Source organism: Flavobacterium riviphilum (assembly GCF_055231795.1).
In genome coordinates this window covers 42146-61541 of the sequence record NZ_JBUYSY010000013.1, presented here as the reverse complement: position 1 = coordinate 61541, position 19396 = coordinate 42146, and the positions used below count along the sequence as shown (strand labels likewise).

General features: G+C 34.3%; 15 protein-coding genes and 1 pseudogene. 11 read left to right on the top strand and 5 right to left on the bottom strand.

The window, feature by feature from the left end; all coding sequences use genetic code 11:
* Entirely contained in the window at positions 1-453 is a 453-nt protein-coding gene (locus tag ACZIX2_RS11490; protein ID WP_463340231.1) for a sensor of ECF-type sigma factor, read from the top strand.
* 37 nt (positions 454-490) lie between these two features.
* On the opposite strand, the gene ACZIX2_RS11485 is transcribed toward ACZIX2_RS11490, so the two are convergent.
* The gene (locus tag ACZIX2_RS11485; RefSeq protein ID WP_463340230.1) at positions 491-1555 is read right to left on the bottom strand and encodes a sialidase family protein; all 1065 of its coding nucleotides are present in this window, start codon (positions 1553-1555) and stop codon (positions 491-493) included.
* Positions 1556-1669: 114 nt separating this feature from the next.
* Here ACZIX2_RS11485 and ACZIX2_RS11480 point away from each other — a divergent pair, with 114 nt between their 5' ends.
* From ACZIX2_RS11480 to ACZIX2_RS11470, 3 genes are all read left to right on the top strand, one after another.
* Entirely contained in the window at positions 1670-2803 is a 1134-nt protein-coding gene (locus ACZIX2_RS11480; RefSeq protein WP_463340229.1) for a hypothetical protein, read from the top strand.
* Positions 2804-2964: 161 nt separating this feature from the next.
* Complete coding sequence (locus tag ACZIX2_RS11475) at positions 2965-4926, top strand: KUP/HAK/KT family potassium transporter (protein WP_463340228.1); 1962 nt, start codon at positions 2965-2967, stop codon at positions 4924-4926.
* 129 nt (positions 4927-5055) lie between these two features.
* On the top strand, positions 5056-6279 hold the full coding sequence (locus tag ACZIX2_RS11470) for an RsmB/NOP family class I SAM-dependent RNA methyltransferase (RefSeq protein WP_463340227.1): 1224 nt from the start codon (positions 5056-5058) through the stop codon (positions 6277-6279).
* A gap of 93 nt (positions 6280-6372) precedes the next feature.
* On the opposite strand, the gene rho is transcribed toward ACZIX2_RS11470, so the two are convergent.
* Entirely contained in the window at positions 6373-8181 is a 1809-nt protein-coding gene (rho, locus tag ACZIX2_RS11465) for a transcription termination factor Rho (RefSeq protein WP_463340226.1), read from the bottom strand.
* A gap of 186 nt (positions 8182-8367) precedes the next feature.
* Here rho and ACZIX2_RS11460 point away from each other — a divergent pair, with 186 nt between their 5' ends.
* The 3 genes from ACZIX2_RS11460 to ACZIX2_RS11450 all read left to right on the top strand — a co-directional run bounded on the left by ACZIX2_RS11460 (position 8368) and on the right by ACZIX2_RS11450 (position 11291).
* Positions 8368-8781, top strand: coding sequence for a DUF4293 domain-containing protein (locus tag ACZIX2_RS11460; protein WP_463340225.1), 414 nt, complete (start codon positions 8368-8370; stop codon positions 8779-8781).
* A gap of 119 nt (positions 8782-8900) precedes the next feature.
* A complete protein-coding gene (locus tag ACZIX2_RS11455; protein WP_463340224.1) occupies positions 8901-9566 on the top strand; it encodes a response regulator in 666 nt (221 codons plus the stop codon).
* Positions 9567-9575: 9 nt separating this feature from the next.
* Positions 9576-11291 (top strand): tetratricopeptide repeat-containing sensor histidine kinase, encoded by a 1716-nt coding sequence (locus ACZIX2_RS11450; protein WP_463340223.1) that lies wholly within the window; start codon positions 9576-9578, stop codon positions 11289-11291.
* A gap of 4 nt (positions 11292-11295) precedes the next feature.
* Here the strand turns inward: ACZIX2_RS11450 and ACZIX2_RS11445 are convergent, their stop codons facing one another.
* Complete coding sequence (locus tag ACZIX2_RS11445) at positions 11296-11787, bottom strand: metallophosphoesterase family protein (RefSeq protein ID WP_463340222.1); 492 nt, start codon at positions 11785-11787, stop codon at positions 11296-11298.
* Between the two features lie 163 nt (positions 11788-11950).
* On the opposite strand from ACZIX2_RS11445, the gene truA reads away from it, so the two are divergent.
* From truA to cysK, 4 genes and pseudogenes are all read left to right on the top strand, one after another.
* Positions 11951-12685: a tRNA pseudouridine(38-40) synthase TruA gene (gene truA / locus ACZIX2_RS11440; protein WP_463340221.1), complete on the top strand. Its 735-nt coding sequence runs from the start codon at positions 11951-11953 to the stop codon at positions 12683-12685.
* A gap of 115 nt (positions 12686-12800) precedes the next feature.
* Positions 12801-14555 carry an ABC transporter ATP-binding protein gene (locus tag ACZIX2_RS11435; RefSeq protein WP_463340220.1) on the top strand — a complete coding sequence of 585 codons (1755 nt, stop codon included), beginning with the start codon at positions 12801-12803 and terminating at the stop codon, positions 14553-14555.
* Between the two features lie 197 nt (positions 14556-14752).
* Positions 14753-16141 carry a dihydrolipoyl dehydrogenase gene (lpdA, locus tag ACZIX2_RS11430; RefSeq protein ID WP_463340219.1) on the top strand — a complete coding sequence of 463 codons (1389 nt, stop codon included), beginning with the start codon at positions 14753-14755 and terminating at the stop codon, positions 16139-16141.
* A gap of 156 nt (positions 16142-16297) precedes the next feature.
* A pseudogene (gene cysK, locus ACZIX2_RS11425) lies at positions 16298-17212 on the top strand (cysteine synthase A).
* Between the two features lie 55 nt (positions 17213-17267).
* On the opposite strand, the gene ACZIX2_RS11420 reads toward cysK, so the two are convergent.
* Complete coding sequence (locus tag ACZIX2_RS11420; RefSeq protein WP_463340218.1) at positions 17268-18392, bottom strand: cysteine desulfurase family protein; 1125 nt, start codon at positions 18390-18392, stop codon at positions 17268-17270.
* Between the two features lie 48 nt (positions 18393-18440).
* Positions 18441-19349, bottom strand: coding sequence for an EamA family transporter (locus tag ACZIX2_RS11415; RefSeq protein ID WP_463340217.1), 909 nt, complete (start codon positions 19347-19349; stop codon positions 18441-18443).
* Positions 19350-19396: the final 47 nt, after the last annotated feature.

The following is a 19396-nucleotide window of genomic DNA, read 5'->3' as shown; positions in this document are numbered from 1 at the left end:
ATGACTATTAAAAATACACTTACACTAGCTCTTTTGTTTTTGACCGTTTCTTTTTACGGACAAAATGAGCGATTCAAAGAAAAAAGAGATCAAATTAAAGCTTTAAAAGTAGCTTTTTTGACAAACGAACTTAAATTATCTTCTGAAGAAGCCGAAAAATTTTGGCCAGTGTACAATGCCTTTGATGATAAACAGTTTGAATTAAGACACCAAAAAATGAGAACCTATGCGAAAAAATTATCCGATGGTTCATTGGATAAAATGACTGATAAAGAAGCACTCATGTTCTTAAACCAAATTGAAAACACCGACGAAGAACAATATTTAAATAAGAAAAAATTAAATGCAGCCCTACGAAATATCATATCTCCCATCAAAATCTTAAAACTGAGAAAAGCAGAAGTGGAATTTGACAGAAAATTACTTCAGCAATACCGTAACAATAGAAAATAAATTACTCTTACATTGAAATCCCCACCTTGTTGGGGATTTATTTTTGTAGGGTAATGCGAATCATTTTGTTCTTACCCGCGGCGATAGCAGTCTTAGAATCAATAAATCGCAATGTATACAAAGAAGGATCTGTACTCATTTGTACCCAATGTTGCCCACCGTCACTGGAAAAATGAATCCCTGTAGCACCAACAGTCATTAATTGTTTACCAGCGGATTTCGGAACAAATTGAACACAGGATATATAGCCCGGCCCACTGTTTTCTGAAACCAAATTCCATGTTTTACCTCCATCATTAGTCATGGCTTTGTTCCCAAAATTTTGATTAGGTAGATCATAATTTCCTCCCACTATACACCCAATATTCTTGTTATAAAAAGCAGCAGAATAAATCCCAGTCATAACTTGTCCCTGAACGATAGGAGACTCCACAGCCTTCCATGTTTTACCTTTATTAGAAGAATAGAAAACTCTCGCCTTTTTCCCTCCAGTAACCATCCATGTGTGTTTTTTTTGGATTACAATATTGGTATTACTCGCAGCAAATGCCCCTTCACCTTCAAAACTCTTAAAAACAGGCAATTGTTCTACTTTCTCCCAAGATTCTCCTCCATTTCTAGTAATTACCACCGTGAAAAATCCATCTATAGGGTCACCAAAGGCAATTCCTTCCTTTGAATTCCAAAATTGCATACTATCAAAAAAAACATCTTTACCATTATTCTGATAACTAACTATTGGTTTTTGAGTTTGTTTATCAATAGCATACAATAAAGCAGGGCTAGCAATGGATAAAATATAAAATTTGTTCGCAGTCAAAGCGCAACTTCTAAACTCCGCTTGATGGTGACTATCTTGATCAACTCGGTAAATATTTATTTGATTGGTTTTTAGATTATAAGTACCAAATCGATTTTGATCTGCTGCAAACCAAATTGTCTCACGATCTCCAATTAATGATCTAATACTAATTTTATCTTGGAATAATGTATCAATCTTAATTTTAGGAAAAAAATAATTAGCTTTTTTTTCAATTTGAGCATTACAAAAAAAACAAAACAACACATTAATTACCAATACTTTTAAAAAAAACATCTTCATTTTAATCCATTTTATTCAACGAAAATACAATTATTTCTCATTTTTCTTATTGTTAAAATTATGTTATGGCATAAAAATTGGAAACAAGAAACTATAACCATAACTTAACTCGCTATGAAAGCAAAATTATTAGTATTCACCGTTTGCCATTTTTTTATTTTTGGCTGTTCCATCTCACAAGATCGTGCTTCTGTATACACAATGAGCAACGAAATTAGCGACAATCTCGATATAAGAGCAGTGGCTTCAATTTTTGGAGAATCCACAAATCTCAGTGATTTTGAAAGAAGATTAAACGACCCTCGTTTGCAAATATCCAACTTAGATTTAAACGAAGACTTACAAGTTGATTATTTGAGAGTGATCGAAAGCGTAGAACACAACACTCATGTGGTCATCATTCAAGCTGTTCTTGGTAGAGATCAATTTCAAGACGTTGCTACTATAGATATTGAAAAAGATAGATACAACAACATCAGAGTCCAATTTATTGGCGATGAATACATGTATGGACACAATTACATTTATGAACCAATGTATCGAACAACCCCAGTAATTTACGCCTCATTTTGGGTAAACAATTACCGACCCTATTGTTCTACTTGGAATTGGGGATATTACCCAACCTATTATTATGCATGGAGACCCTATTCAACTCATAGATACTACAGTAATATCAATAATTGTATAAATTACCGCAACACCTACCGCTATGTTAGTTATAGAAATAGTGTAAGAGCACCAAAACTATGCAAACCCAAACATCATAATGCATTCGAAAAAAGACATCCACATTATGCATATCAAAGACAAGATGCTAATCCAACTTATAATAGCTACGAAAATAGATATAATCGAATTTCATACCAAAACGAAAATTCACAAAAAACAAACTACAGCTACAACAATAATGAAAAAAGACAATATAACAATTTTTCCAATGAAAATGAGTTAAGAAATCGTGCTGACAGATATACCAATTCAAATATCAACCAAAACAACCAACAAAGAGAGCGAAGAGCAACCGTTTTGGAATCAAAGACTCCCTATTCATATAGTAACACCCAAGATTCCAGAATATCAAAACAAGAAAACAACCGTCAACAATTTTCAAACAGAAAAAACGAAGCCGCAAATCAAAACCGTGATAACGAAAATAGTAGAACGGGAAGGAGAATTAACAACAATGAAAACCAAAAAACAAGAACCTATGACATCAATAATTCAATCAAAAACAATAGAATTTAAAGAGTCAAATTAGAAGAAAAGTAAATATTCTCCCCTTTTATTAAATCATAAACAAAATGAAAAGCAATTACTTGTGATTCATTTTGTTTTTTTTTTAATAGTGTTTTCCTTTTATTTTATGAAAAAGCAGTAAATTTGAGGCAGTTTTTCACAAAAAAAAGATGAGCGCTTCACATAAAGATTTACACAGCAAATTAACACTAGGAGGTTTATTAGTTTCATTAGGAATCATTTACGGAGACATTGGTACCTCACCCTTGTATGTAATGAAAGCCATTTTAGGGGATCATATAATTGACCCCAATGTTGTACTTGGAGGTGTTTCCTGTGTTTTTTGGACATTAACATTACAAACAACGCTTAAATACGTAATCATCACCTTAAGTGCCGACAACCACGGTGAAGGTGGAATTTTTGCATTGTATGCCTTAGTTAAAAAAACTAAAATTCAATGGCTAATAGTACCGGCAATTATTGGTGGTAGTGCCCTTTTAGCCGATGGTATCATCACCCCCCCTATTTCAGTGTCATCTGCCGTTGAGGGAATCAAAACCTTTAAACCCGAGATCAATACCGTACCAATAGTTATTACTATTTTAGTAATTCTTTTTACGATTCAACAATTTGGAACAAAACTAGTGGGACGCTTTTTTGCTCCAATGATGACTATTTGGTTTAGTATGTTGGCCATTTTAGGTACAATTCAAATCACCAACCATCCTGAAGTTTTCAAAGCAATCAACCCTTATTACGCCTACCAATTACTCTCTATTCATCCTGATGGATTTTTTGTACTTGGCTTTGTATTTTTGTGTACTACTGGTGCAGAAGCATTGTATTCTGACATGGGGCATTGCGGAAGAAAAAACATTCGCATCAGTTGGATATTTGTAAAATCAGCTTTGGTATTAAACTACTTTGGACAAGCCGCCTATTTAATTCACAATGATGGAAAAACCCTTCAACAACTAGGTGGAGATACAGGTAACCCTTTCTACCTTATCATGCCTAATTGGTTTCAACCTATTGGAATTGTGATTGCTACACTTGCCGCAGTAATTGCATCTCAAGCATTAATTAGTGGTTCTTTTACCCTTATAAACGAAGCAATGCGATTGAATTTTTGGCCAAAAGTTAGAATCAAATATCCAACTGAGTTAAAAGGACAATTATACATTCCTTCCATAAATTGGCTATTATTAGCTGGATGTATTGGTATCGTACTCCATTTTGAAGAGTCAAGTAATATGGAACACGCATACGGTTTAGCCATCATACTTTGTATGATCATGACAACCATTTTATTAAATTATTATTTAATTCTTAAAAGAGTAAAATGGTACTATTTCTCTCCACTAATAACCATTTACTTGCTAATTGAATTTAGCTTTTTGGCAGCAAACATTACCAAATTTGCAGAGGGAGGTTATGTCACTTTATTAATTGCCATACTTTTAATTTCGATTATGACCATATGGTATTTAGCTAAGAAAGTTAACAAGAGCTACACCAAAATTGTTAAAATTGAAAATTACAAAAAAGTACTAGTTGAGCTAAGCAAAGACATGTCTATTCCAAAATATGCAACGCATTTAGTATACATGACAAATGCAGGTAGAGCTGATGAAATTGAAGAAAAAGTGACTTATTCCATTCTTCAAAAACGTCCCAAGAGAGCTGATGTGTATTGGTTTGTACACGTAAATGTGCTCAACGAACCCTACAAAAAAGAATACCGAGTTACCGAAATTGTAAAAGATGATATCTATAGAGTTGATTTTAACCTAGGATTTAGAGAGCCTACAAAAATCAATTTAATGTTTAGAGAAGTAATCACAGACATGGTAACCAAAGGTGAAGTTGATGTTACAAGCCGATACGAATCGCTTAATAAAAACAATATTGTTGGCGATTTCAAATTCGTTCTTTCAGAGAAATTTTTGTCCAATGACTCCGATTTATTGTGGCATGAAAAGATCATCATGAACTCTTATTTCTTAATCAAAAAACTCAGTTTATCTGAGGAAAGTGCTTTTGGCTTAGATAGTAGCTCTGTCAAAATTGAAAAATTCCCTATGGTGCTTCACGCTCCAGAAAAAATAGGATTAAAAAGAGTTAAATAATTATAATTCACAAAAAAGCATTGTTTCTACAATGCTTTTTTTATGTTTTGTACACTGTAACACAACAATATCAACTAAAAATTCAAGATTCAAGCAATAAATAGTACCTTTGCATTTCAATTATACAAAATGAGATTACATAGAAATTTAGTTTACACCACAATTGATGCTTTAAATGCTATTTTCAACGAAGGCGAATATGCTGACAAAGTAGTAGCTCGATCATTAAAAAAAGACAAAAGATGGGGAAGCCACGATAGAAAATTTGTAGCTGAAACCATATACGAAATAGTACGTTGGAAAAGATTATACGCCGAAATTGCAGAAGTTAAAGAACCTTTTGACCGAGATAATCTTTGGCGAATTTTTGCTGTTTGGGCCGTATTAAGAGGCTATCCAATTCCGGATTGGAGGCAATTAGAAGGAACACCGGAGCGAAAAATTAAAGGACGATTTGATGAACTTTCGAAAAAAAGAGTATTCAAAGAATCGATTCCAGATTGGATGGATGAATTAGGCGTTAAAGAATTAGGAGAAACGGTTTGGTCTAAAGAAATTGCCGCTCAAAACCAACCCGCAAAAGTAGTTTTACGTGTCAATACTTTAAAAACGACTAAAGAACAACTTAAAGCGATTTTGATGGATTTAGACATCGAAACCGAGACTTTAAAAAACCAACCTGACGCTTTAGTTCTAAAAGAAAGAGCAAATGTCTTCTTAACAGATGCTTTCAAACAAGGATTATTTGAAGTACAAGATGCCAATTCACAATTAGTAGCTCAATTTCTCGATGTTAAACCCGGAATGAGAGTGGTTGATACTTGTGCTGGTGCAGGTGGAAAAACATTGCATATCGCGGCCTTGATGCAAAACAAAGGCCAATTAATTGCCATGGATTTATACGAAAGTAAGTTAAAACAATTGAAACTAAGAGCTAAACGCGATAGTGCCTTCAATATTGAATATCGTATCATCGATTCAAGCAAAGTAATCAAAAAATTGCATCAAAAAGCAGACAGGGTCCTGATTGACGCCCCTTGTAGTGGCTTGGGCGTGTTAAAAAGAAACCCAGATTCAAAATGGAAATTACAACCTGAGTTCATTGACAATATTAGAAAAACACAAGCAGAAGTATTAGAAAGCTATTCTAAAATTGTTAAACCTGGCGGGAAATTAGTTTATGCCACATGCTCTGTATTACCATCAGAAAATCAAGAACAAGTTAAAAAATTCTTAGCCACAGAAATTGGTAAAGAATTTACATTTATCAAAGATCATAAGCTATTAGCTTCAGAATCTGGCTATGATGGTTTTTACATGGCATTACTAGAGAGAAAAGAAGCCAATTCTTAGTACTTTTTTAGTACTAAATAAAAATTACAACAACTAAAAAAGCCTAAAAAGTGAATCACTTTTTAGGCTTTTTTTTATAGAATTTATCGATTTTTAATCATTCATTGAGATTAAAAATTCTTCATTATTTTTAGTCTTTTTAAATCGGTCGTTGATGAAATCCATAGCTTCAACAGGATTCATATCCGACAAATATTTTCTCATAATCCACATACGTTGCAGCGTATTTGGATCTAACAATAAATCATCACGTCTTGTACTTGAGGAAGTTAAATCTATAGCTGGGAAAATACGTTTGTTAGCAATTTTTCTATCTAATTGCAATTCCATATTACCTGTTCCCTTAAACTCTTCAAAAATCACCTCATCCATTTTTGAACCAGTCTCGGTCAATGCAGTTGCAATAATACTTAATGAACCACCGTTTTCAACATTTCGAGCGGCACCAAAAAAACGTTTTGGTTTTTGTAACGCATTGGCATCTACACCCCCACTCAAAACTTTTCCAGAAGCCGGTTGCACGGTATTATAGGCTCTAGCCAATCGTGTGATGGAATCCAACAACACAACAACATCGTGTCCACATTCCACAAGTCGCTTGGCTTTTTCTAGAACAATATTTGCAATTTTAACATGCTCTTGAGGTTCCTTATCAAAAGTTGAAGCAATTACTTCTCCACGCACACTTCGTTGCATATCGGTAACCTCTTCAGGTCGTTCATCTATCAACAAGACAATCAAATAAACTTCTGGGTGATTGGCAGCAATGGCATTAGCAATGTCCTTTAACAGCATTGTTTTACCAGTTTTAGGTTGTGCCACAATCATACCACGTTGCCCCTTTCCTATCGGTGAAAACAAATCAATAATGCGGGTAGAAATCGTGCTTTGTTTCTCGGCCAATTTGAATTTTTCAGAAGGGAAGATTGGTGTTAAATGCTCAAAAGAGATTCGATCACGCACTACTTGTGGATCATGACCATTAATTTTTAAAACACGAACTAAAGGGAAATATTTTTCACCTTCCTTTGGAGGCCGAACCACTCCTTTGACAGTATCTCCAGTTTTAAGTCCAAACAAACGAATTTGAGAAGTAGACAAATAAATATCATCGGGAGAGGCTAAGTAATTATAATCAGACGAACGCAAAAAACCATATCCGTCGGGCATCATCTCTAAAACCCCTTCACTTTCAATTATCCCCTCAAATTCATAATCCGCATCTTTAAAGTGACTTTTTTTGTTTTTGAAATTTGGATTTTGATTCCCGTTGGAATTTTGATTTTGATTTTGATTTTGCTTCTTATTTTGATTTGCGTTGTTCTTAGATAATTGATTCGAATTATCTTCAACCGTGGCAATCGGAGAATCCCCTCCCTCCATTTGTTTTGCTTCCTCGGAAACAGCAGACTCAACAACTGGATTTGTTTTTTTATTAGAAGACTTCTCTTTTTGAAGAGCCATCTTCTTTTCATAAGCCGCTTTATTGAACTTCACTGGCTTCGTAACCTTGGGCTCAGTGGATTCTCTATCACTATGAGAAGATGAATCGGTATTTGATGCTTCTGTACTATTTACAGCAGAGGTATTTTCAATTACTTCGGGATTTCTTTCTGTTACTTGAGGCTTTTCCTCTTCAACTTTTGATTCAGGAGCAGGAAGTTGTGCTTCAGAATTTGCTTTTTTTGAAGGAGCAATACGCACCCGTTTAGGCCTTTCGCTTACAGCAGGCTCAGTTGCAGCCTCTACCTTTTCAACAGAGTTAGCAGCTGCTTGATGTTCTAAAATCATAGCAATCAGCTTTTCTTTCTTAACTCCGTTATACTTAATATTTTTAGCTGCCTTAGCAATTTCTTGAAGCTCAGCAAGCTTCAATTCTTTTAATACAGAAATTTCAAACATGAATGTTCTATTATATTGTTTATTTTGAAAAAATCGTGAGAAGTAATAGTATAGATTTTATTTTCTTGAACGCACCGCAAAATGAAGTGATTACGGATTTACAATGCAATAATACGAATAAAAATCTATCATACAATAGTATTTATAAAAAAGAAACTATATTTTTGCGAAAGAATATTGAATACAATGATACAACGTATACAAACCATTTATTTAGTTTTTGCTTTTTTAGTAGTTTTGGTATTGCCCTATTTATTCCCTTTGTGGACATATGACAATGGCCAATCCTATTATTTTATGCAAAATTTGATTTATGTTTCCTTATTTGGATTAAGTGCTACGTTGTCAATCTTTAGCGTATTTTTATATAAAAAGAGACAAAATCAATTTGTATTAGGCAGATTGAACATCATATTAAATTTAATTTTATTAGGATTATTTGTATATCGTTCACTAAATTTATCTGGAGAAACCCCTTTGGTTTCTGAGAAAGGTATTGGGATGTTTGTTCCTGTCTTAGCTATCGTATTGTTAGTATTAGCTAACAAGGCCATTAAGAAAGACGAAGGTCTTGTAAAATCTGTGGATAGATTGAGATAAACCTATAAACTTAGTTTATTTGTGCGAAAAAAACCCGAATTTTTATTCGGGTTTTTTATTTAATTATTCTTTTTTATTCAATAAATTCTCTATTTTTGGTAAGAACATAACCAATTCTAATGCCTAATACAACCATTAAAATTCATTTAGCCGATGACCATCAGATTCTTATTGATGGTATGAAAACCTTACTACAAACCCATCCTGAATTTCATGTTATTGGCAGTTCTTTAAACGGAGTGACAATATATGATGAAGTGACTCAAAATCAAGCCGACGTTTTAGTATTAGACATTAGCATGCCTGTCAAAGATGGAATTCAAGTTTTAAAAGAATTTGCAGAAAAAGGATTTCCCTGCAAAGTAATAATACTGTCTAGTTATGATGATTTGAAAATTGTTAAAGAAGTCATGAAACTAGGCGCAAGCGGATATCTCACCAAACAGTGTGCAAGCGAGAATATCATTGAGGCAATACAAGTAATTATCAAAAACGAAGAATATTTCTGTCAATCTATTCAAAAAAAGATTTTTGAAAAAGCTGCACAAATCAACCCCAAATCCCTGAGTTTCCCAATTCATGCAGACCCTATTTTATCCGATAGAGAAATCGAAATTATCCGTCTTATCGCACTAGAATATAGTGGAAAAGAAATTGGCGATCTTTTGTTCATCAGCGCCAACACTGTAGAAACGCATCGAAAAAACATCATGAAAAAAATAAAGGCCAAGAACACTATTAGCATTGTAAAATATGCACTAAAGCATCAACTTATTCTAAATTAAACCCTACAAATGAATACACAACAGTATTGTTCTTTGACTATTTTTTTCAGAAACTTCTTGTTGTGGATGGCTCTATTTTGCATACCGACGCAAATAACTTTTTCTCAAACTACAAGCCAAAAAAGTAAAAAAGCACACATTCTATCAGAAAATGCTATAAAAAACATGCACAATGATTTTTTTGAAAAATCATTGATTCAAGCAAGACAAGCTTTGGAAATTGCAGTAAATCTAAATGATGTGGCTTTAATCGCCTCATTATACAACACCATTGGAGGAAATTTCGATGGTCTATTGGAATACGAAAAAGCCCTATTTTTCTACAAAAAAGGACTGATATACGCTGACAAAGCAAATAAAGACGAACTAAAAAAACTTCTCCACAATAACATCGGTAACATCTATTTTTTTGACAAAAAAGAATTCGACAAAGGTGTTTATCATTACAACAAAGCCATAGAAAATAGTTTGGCTATAAACGATACTTCACAAGTAGTTTTTACAAAAATCAACATGGCCTGGGCCTATTTTGATATTGGTAGTTTTGATGAAGGCTTCAAACATCTTCAATTTGCTAATCAATATTTTAAAAAACATGGCGACCCGTCACTTTTATGTGTTCAAAACATGCTAAATGGCATGTATTATAATTATAAAAATGACAACCAAAAAGCTACACTTTTTTTTGATAATGCTATAAAATACGGTATCTCAGAAAACGAAAGATCTGATTTGTCTTATGCCTATTTGGAGTATTCTAAGTTTTTTAATAAAAATGGCGCTTACAAAAAAGCCTACAGTAATTTGTCCAAATTCAACAGTTTAAATGAAGAATTGAATGCCGAAGAAAAAATAAAAAAAGCTAATTTAGCCGGTATAAACTTAGAAATTGACGAGTATAAAAGAGAAATCGACAACATTTCAAGCGCCTACAAATCAAAAGAAATTATTTGGAAAGAAGAACATGAAAACCATCAAAAAACGGTAATTATTATTTTGCTGCTTTCCATTGTAACGGTACTTGTTTTCTTTGGTTACTCTCGTTATGAAAAGTTAAAACAATTGCACAAATACAGAGCCATAGAAATTGTAAACCAACAAAACATGATCAATGCCACCATTGATGGCCAAGAGATGGAGCGCAAAAAAATTGCTGCTTTTTTACACGATAATATTAGCGCTTTGCTTTCATCAGCGGGAATGCATCTGAATGTTTTTAGCACACAAAATAACAATAGCCCACAAGAAATCATCAAAACCAAAAACATACTTGAGGAAGCCCACAAAAAGGTGCGTGACCTTTCACACGAATTAATCCCTGCTTTATTAGTTCGATTTGGTTTAGTTTACGCTATTGAAGATTTGTGCGAGAAAATTTCCAACTCCAAAATCACCATACAGTTTGAACAAAAATCAGATAGTTCCTTCCGATTAGAAGAAACCTTAGAATTGAAAATTTATTTCATTTTGTCCGAATTAATAAACAATATCATCAAACACAGCGAAGCAAGTTGGGCCAAGATTAGTATCCATTTAGAAAACAACCAAGTCCACATTGAAGTAAAAGACAATGGTAAAGGATTTAATCTACAAGACCATCTAATAAAAGAAGGTTACGGAATCAACCGAATTAAGGCACGTATTACCAATATAAACGGGACGATTGACATTCAATCCGCCCCTCAAGAAGGGACAACTATTCGACTTTGTATACCGGTAGTTTAATGAATTATTTTTTTACTTCAATTACGCCTAAATCTTTTATTTCTTTCCCATCGATTACAAACCGAAGCATGGTTCTAACTTGATGAAAACCACTTTTACCAGCAGCACCAGGATTCATATGCAACAAATTATGCTGTTTGTCAAATTGTACTTTTAAAATATGCGAATGCCCACAAATAAACAATTTTGGCGGATTGCTTTTCAATTCATCTCTAACCGATGGATGGTATTTTCCGGGATACCCACCAATATGAGTGATCCAGACATCTACTTGTTCACAAACAAAGCGATTGTGTAATGGAAATCTCAATCGAGCCTCCGTACCATCAACATTTCCATAGACCGCACGTAGTGTTTTTAGTTGCGCTATCTTATCTGTTACTTCTAAAGCTCCAATATCACCCGCATGCCAAACTTCATCAGCCCAATGAACATGTTTTAAAATCACCTCATCTATATAACTATGCGTATCCGAAAGCAGAAGAATCTTTTTCATGGAGTAATTGATATTGCTGACAAAAATAGTTTTTATTTACAACAATAGCGCGCATAAAAGATTGAATCAACAACCATAAAGTCAAAGCATTTTATAAGTATCTTTGCGTATCAAAAAAACAACAGAATTCAAGTATGACTTGAATCTAAAAAGCATATATATTTTGAGGTATTTTATACAATTAGCTTATAACGGATCGGCTTTTCATGGTTGGCAAATACAACCCAACGCGTCATCTGTACAAGAAACACTGAACAATGCACTTTCGGTTTTATTAAACACTCCAATAAATTGTATGGGAGCTGGCAGAACCGATACAGGCGTTCATGCCAGTAAAATGTTTGCCCATTTTGATTGCAATACTCCATTACAAACTACCTCTTTTGCTCATAAATTAAATTCTTTTTTATCAAAAGACATAGCCATTCAAGCCATATACCCAGTTAGTCCAGAAGCACATTGCCGATTTGACGCTACCAAACGCACGTATGAATATCACATCCACTCTTTAAAAAACCCATTTTTAGAAGGTTTAAGTTGGTATAATCCTCAAAATTTAGATGTTGACCTCATGAATAAGGCTTGCGTAATTTTGTTGCTGCATACCAATTTTCAATGTTTTTCAAAAGTAAAAACCGAAGTCAATAATTTTGATTGCAGTATTTATGAAGCGTTTTGGAAAAAAGACAATGATCGACTTGTTTTTAAGATATCAGCCAATCGTTTTTTGAGAAACATGGTGCGTTCTATTGTGGGCACTATGATATCTATTGGTTTACACAAAATAACGCTATCAGAATTTGAAAGCATTATAGAAAGCAAAAATCGAGAAAAAGCAGGCTTTTCAGTTCCAGCTCACGGGTTGTATTTGACTGACATCACCTATGATTTTATCTAATAAAAATTTCAATTTTTAAAAACCAAAAGAATATTCCAAACACAATTTTCAATAAGTTTGTAACCTTCAAATTCAACAAAAAAAGGTTTCCCAATACGACCTTAAAATCAAAAACATGAAAGCAAAAGCATTCGACATACGGCTATTTAAAAGAATCCTACAGTACACCAAACCTTATCAACTACGATTCAATGGTGTAGTTGCCTTTGCCATTTCCCTGTCAATTTTTGCTGCACTTCGCCCCTACTTATTAAAATACACCGTTGATGGCTATATTAAAAATCATGATCTAAACGGCCTCTTTTTTTATGTTTGTTTAATGGGCGTAGTATTATTGCTCGAAGTTTTTTCTCAATATTACTTTGTATTTTGGGCCAATTGGTTGGGACAAGACATCATAAAAGACATACGCATCAAATTGTTTGGTCATTTGCTCAGTTTCCGAATGAAATACTTTGATCACGTACCTGTGGGGCAAGTAGTAACTCGATGTGTATCTGACATAGAAGCTATAGCGAGAATCTTTAGCCAAGGCTTGTTCATGATTATAAGTGACTTGATGAAAATGATAGTTGTGTTGGCTTTCATGTTTTATATGAACTGGAAACTCACCTGGATTGTTATTGTTGCCATGCCCATTTTGGTCTTTTTTACTCGAATTTTTCAAAAGAAAATGCAAGTTGCATTTGAAGAAGTTAGAACACAAATTGCCAATTTAAACACTTTCGTGCAAGAGAGAGTTACTGGAATGAAAATCGTTCAATTGTTTCATAGAGAAGATATCGAATTTGAAAAATTCAAATCCATTAATGAAAAACATAATAAAGCATGGATTAAAACCATCTTGTACAACTCCATCTTCTTTCCTATTGCTGATATCATTTCGTCATTAACTTTAGGATGTATTGTATTATTTGGGGGTATAAAAATAATCCACGGAGATGCTTTTACCACTTTTGGAGATTTATTCTCTTACACCATGTTTATCGGTATGTTATTCAACCCTTTGCGACAAATTGCAGACAAATTCAACGAAATGCAATTAGGGATGATTGCCGCCAATAGAGTTTTTGATATTTTGGATACCGAAGATCAAATACAAGATACCGGAACAATTATAGCTCCCGTTTTCCAAGGTACAATTTCATTTAAAGAGGTACGATTTGGCTACATCCCCGAAGAAGAAGTACTCAAAGGCATCAATTTGGAAGTCAAAGCAGGACAAACCATTGCCATTGTAGGATCTACAGGCGCTGGAAAATCAACAATTATCAATTTACTGAATCGATTCTATGAAATCAACAGTGGTAGTATTTGTATTGATGGTTTCAATATTGAAAATTACACTTTAAGTTCATTACGAAAACAAATTGCCGTGGTTTTACAAGATGTTTTCCTATTTGCCGATAGTATTTACAACAACATTACACTAAACAATCCGGAAATTTCCAAAGAAGAAGTTATAATTGCAGCCAAAAAAATTGGGGTTCACGATTTTATCATGAGTCTCCCCGACAACTATGACTTTGATGTAAAAGAAAGAGGAGCCGTTTTATCGTCGGGTCAACGACAATTGATTGCCTTTCTACGTGCCTATGTTTCCAATCCGAGTATATTAATTCTAGACGAAGCCACCTCATCTATTGACACGCATTCTGAAGAAATGATACAACGCGCCACCGAAACTATTACCAAAAACAGAACATCAATTATCATCGCCCATCGCTTAGCCACAATTGTTAATGCAGATCAGATAATCGTAATGGATCAAGGAAAAATTGTAGAACAAGGCACACATCTTGAATTGATCAATCAAGAAAATGGGGTTTACAAAAATTTATATGAAGTACAATTTGCAATTGCAAATTAAACGAGAGGTTTTCCTCTGATTGGTAAAAAGAATAATAATTAAAAAAAGTTTGAAAAACACTATTTGTGAAATTCCTACTTTATGTGATTTAAAGTTTCTTAGAAACAGAATAAATGTTTATTTTTGACCGATTTTTCAAAATCACTTTCAAAAGTATAAACTACAATCATAGACTTAAATAATTAATATTAATAAAAATGAAATACGACATCATAGTATTAGGAAGTGGGCCTGGAGGTTATGTTACTGCAATTAGAGCTTCACAGTTAGGGTTCAAAGTAGCGGTAATCGAAAAAGAAAACTTAGGCGGTGTTTGCTTGAATTGGGGATGTATTCCAACCAAAGCTTTATTGAAATCAGCTCAAGTTTTTGATTACCTAAAACACGCCTCTGATTACGGATTGACTGTAAAAGAATTTGACAAAGACTTTGGTGCAGTGGTAAAACGCAGTCGTAATGTTGCTGAAGGAATGAGCAAAGGAGTTCAATTCCTAATGAAAAAAAACAAAATTGATGTTATTGAAGGTTTTGGAAAACTTAAACCAGGAAAAAAATTAGACGTTACTGCTAAAGATGGAAAAGTAACAGAATATAGCGCAGACCATATTATTATTGCTACAGGTGCTCGTTCTCGTGAGTTACCAAACTTACCACAAGATGGTGTAAAAGTAATTGGTTACAGACAAGCCATGACGTTACCAACCCAACCTAAATCCATGATTATTGTTGGATCAGGTGCAATTGGAGTGGAGTTTGCACATTTCTACAACTCCATGGGAACTGATGTAACTATTGTTGAATTCATGCCAAATATTGTTCCTGTAGAAGACGAAGACATTTCAAAACAAATGGAGCGTTCTATGAAAAAAGCAGGAGTTAAAATCATGACTAACTCTTCTGTAGAACGTATCGATACTACTGGTGCTGGCGTGAAAGCGTTTGTAAAAACAGCTAAAGGCGAAGAAGTTTTAGAGGCAGATATCATTTTATCAGCTGTTGGAATCAAAACCAACATCGAAAACATTGGATTAGAAGAAGTAGGTATTGCTACTGATAGAGATAAAATTTTAGTAAATGCATACAATGCTACTAACATTCCTGGTTACTACGCAATTGGAGATGTAACTCCAGGTCAAGCATTAGCACACGTGGCTTCTGCTGAAGGAATTAACTGTGTTGAAAAAATTGCAGGTCTTCACGTAGAACCAATCGATTACGGAAATGTACCAGGTTGTACTTATGCAACGCCAGAAATTGCTTCTGTTGGTTTGACAGAAAAACAAGCCAAAGAAAAAGGATACGAATTGAAAATTGGTAAATTCCCATTCTCTGCTTCTGGAAAAGCTAAAGCTGCTGGAGCTGCTGATGGTTTTGTAAAAGTAATTTTCGATGCCAAATACGGCGAGTGGTTAGGATGTCATATGATTGGTGCTGGTGTTACAGATATGATTGCTGAAGCAGTTGTAGCTCGTAAATTAGAAACTACAGGTCACGAAATCTTAAAAGCCATTCACCCTCACCCAACCATGAGTGAAGCGGTTATGGAAGCTGTAGCAGATGCTTATGGCGAAGTAATTCACTTATAAAAATAAATTAAAACCTGATATCACACATCCGTTTTGTACCTTACAAAACGGATGTTTTTTTTTTCTAAATAACTGTTTTGTACTAAATTAATATTAAGATAATTTGCTACAACCAATTTATTCTATATATTTACTAGGAATTAAAAATATATCATAATGGTTTACAATAACATACTCGAAACTATTGGAAATACACCACATGTTCGAATCAATAAATTGTTTGGGTAAGACGCTGCAGTCTGGGTCAAATTAGAGCGTAACAATCCTGGGGCCAGCATTAAAGACCGCATTGCTTTAGCTATGATTGAAGATGCAGAAACAAAAGGAATTTTACAAAAAGGCAGCACCATCATCGAAGCCACATCAGGTAACACTGGAATTGGTTTAGCTATGGTTGCAGCTGTAAAAGGATACCGTCTTATTTTAGTAATGCCCGAATCGATGTCGATAGAAAGACGTCGCTTGATGAGTATCTATGGTGCTGAATTTGTATTGACTCCCCGCGAAAAAGGTATGAAAGGCGCTATCGAGAAAGCACAAGAATTAATCCAAGAGATCCCAAATTCATGGTCTCCCCTTCAGTTCGAAAACCCAGCAAATATTGAAGTACACAAACAAAAAACTGCTCAAGAAATCATCAACGCCTTTCCAAACGGAATAGACTACCTCATCACTGGAGTAGGTACAGGAGGCCATATAACAGGTTGTGCCGAAATCCTAAAACAGCACTATCCCAACCTAAAAGTTTTTGCGGTAGAACCAGAGGCTTCGCCAGTTATAAGTGGCGGTGCGCCAAGTCCACACCCCATTCAAGGGATTGGTGCTGGATTTATACCCACCAATTTACACACCGAATTATTAGATGGCACTATACAAGTTAGCAAAGACGAGGCTTTTGCATTTGCTCAACGTGCGGCCAAAGAAGAAGGAATCCTATTAGGTATTTCATCTGGTGCATCTTTAGCTGCTGTGGCCAAAAAACTAAACGAAATCCCAGAAGGGGCAACGGTACTAACTTTTTGCTATGACACAGGAGAGCGCTACTTAAGTATAGAAGGATTATTTGACTAAATTCACAAAAAAACCTGCTCTTTTCTTGAACAGGTTTTTTTTTATTTTTATGCTTTCAAAAACTTTTTAGCGCTTCTATCAAAGCATCAACTTCTGATTTTGTAGACAAATGACTAAATGATATTCTTATACTTGGTTGTTTCAACTCATTTTCCGAAAGCATCTCAGCCAACACATGCGATGGTTTGATGCTCCCAGATTGACACGCACTTCCACGAGAAACCATAATCCCCTTCATATCCAAATAGAATAAAATCATAGCCGTTTTATCTTCAGAAAAAGGCAATCCGACATTCAGAATGGAATACAACGTATCCACTCCATGTACTTTGGTACCTGGAAAATTAAGCTGTAATTGAGCAACCGCATATTCTTTAAGATCACTAATATGACTACTTTCTTGAGCAAGATTGGCATAAGAGCATTCCAAAGCTTTGGCCATGCCCGCAATTTGATGAACGGCCTCGGTACCAGCTCTGAGTCCTTTCTCTTGTTCTCCTCCTAAAAACAGTGGTTGTATTCCACTATTTTTTCTAACAAAAACAAATCCCACACCTTTAGGACCATGAAATTTATGCGCACTACATACCAAAAAATCGACAGCCACTTGCTGCAAATCTATTGTCATTTTACCAATTGATTGTACCGTATCTGAATGAAATAAAGCATGATACTCTTTACAAAGTTGTGCAACTTTTGCTAAAGGCAAAATTACTCCCGTTTCATTATTTACATGCATCAAACTCACTAACGTATTCTCTTCACTTTCCGCCAACAAACTTACCAAATGCGTTAAATCAATTGAGCCATTTAAATCATTTCGAACATAATCAACAACAATCCCGTATTCCTTTTCTAAATCAATTATAGGATACAAAACCGCATGATGTTCCATTTTGCTTGTAATGATACGTCGTACCTTTAAATCTTTAACCGCTGAACGCAAAATCCAATTATTGGCCTCTGTCCCACCCGATGTAAACAAAATCTCTTGCGCTGTTGCGTTCAAAGCCTTAGCAATGCTCTTTCTAGACAGTTCCAAAATATTTTTGGCTTGTCTTCCTAAGCTATGCGTAGAAGAAGGGTTTCCGTAGTCATGCAACATATGATCAGCCATGATTTGTACCACTTCTGCACGCATGGCCGTTGTAGCGGCATTATCAAAATAAACTTTAGTCATGGGAGTAAAATAATTCCATTAAACAATTAAACATAGTTAGTTTCAAAATCAAGAATTCAAGATTTTTGATCGTTTGTATCGTTGAGCCAAAAATGATGAATTAAAAACCACTACCGAAAAAATAATCAAGGCATAGGAAAAAAGCTGTAACTCACTTGCTTTTTCCTCAAAATAAAAAAAGGCTATTCCAAAATTTATAATAGGGTTAATATACATTAAAATGCCTACTGTTGCCGAGGGTAACCCTTTTAAAGCATACAAATTTAAGAATAAAGGCAATATGGTAAAAAATACCACAATACAGCCTAAACAAATGTAAAACAAAGGTTCTTGAGGAATAGCTGCACTTACTACCGGATAAAAAGGCACTATCAATAGCGAAACAAATAGCAATTGAATAGTCAGTACAATTAATTTATCAATTTGATTGTTCTTTCTTTGACTTACCAAATATAAGGCATAAGTAGTAGCTACAAGTAAACTAAAGAAAATATCCTTCCAATCATTCATGGAAAGAACCACACAACTTATGGAACTTAAACCAACAGCAAACCATTGCACCCTAGACAATGTTTCTTTTAGGATAAAAAAAGCAAATACAGTAGTCAATATAGGACATATTAAATACGCCAAAGACCCCGCCTTTACACTTACATGATTGACTACATAAATAAAAATAAACCAATTGGAGGCAAGAATAACACTCCCACCAAGCGTTAATTTTACGATGTTTTTTTTAACCGAAACTTCAAATGATTGAAACAAATTCCAATTATCCAACAACACTTTTCTTCTAAAACCAACAGTAATTACCAACAAAACCCCAACACTGAAAAAAATACGGTAAAAAAGAATATCCAGAGAAGGATAAGCTGCTATAGGTTTGAGAGCCAAACTAAAAAAGCCCCAAATAAAGAAAGCAGAAAAAGCAGCCAAGTAATAATTAAATTGTTTCATTATGTTTATAATTTGAGACAAAGATACTAATTTGTAAGCTGCACCAT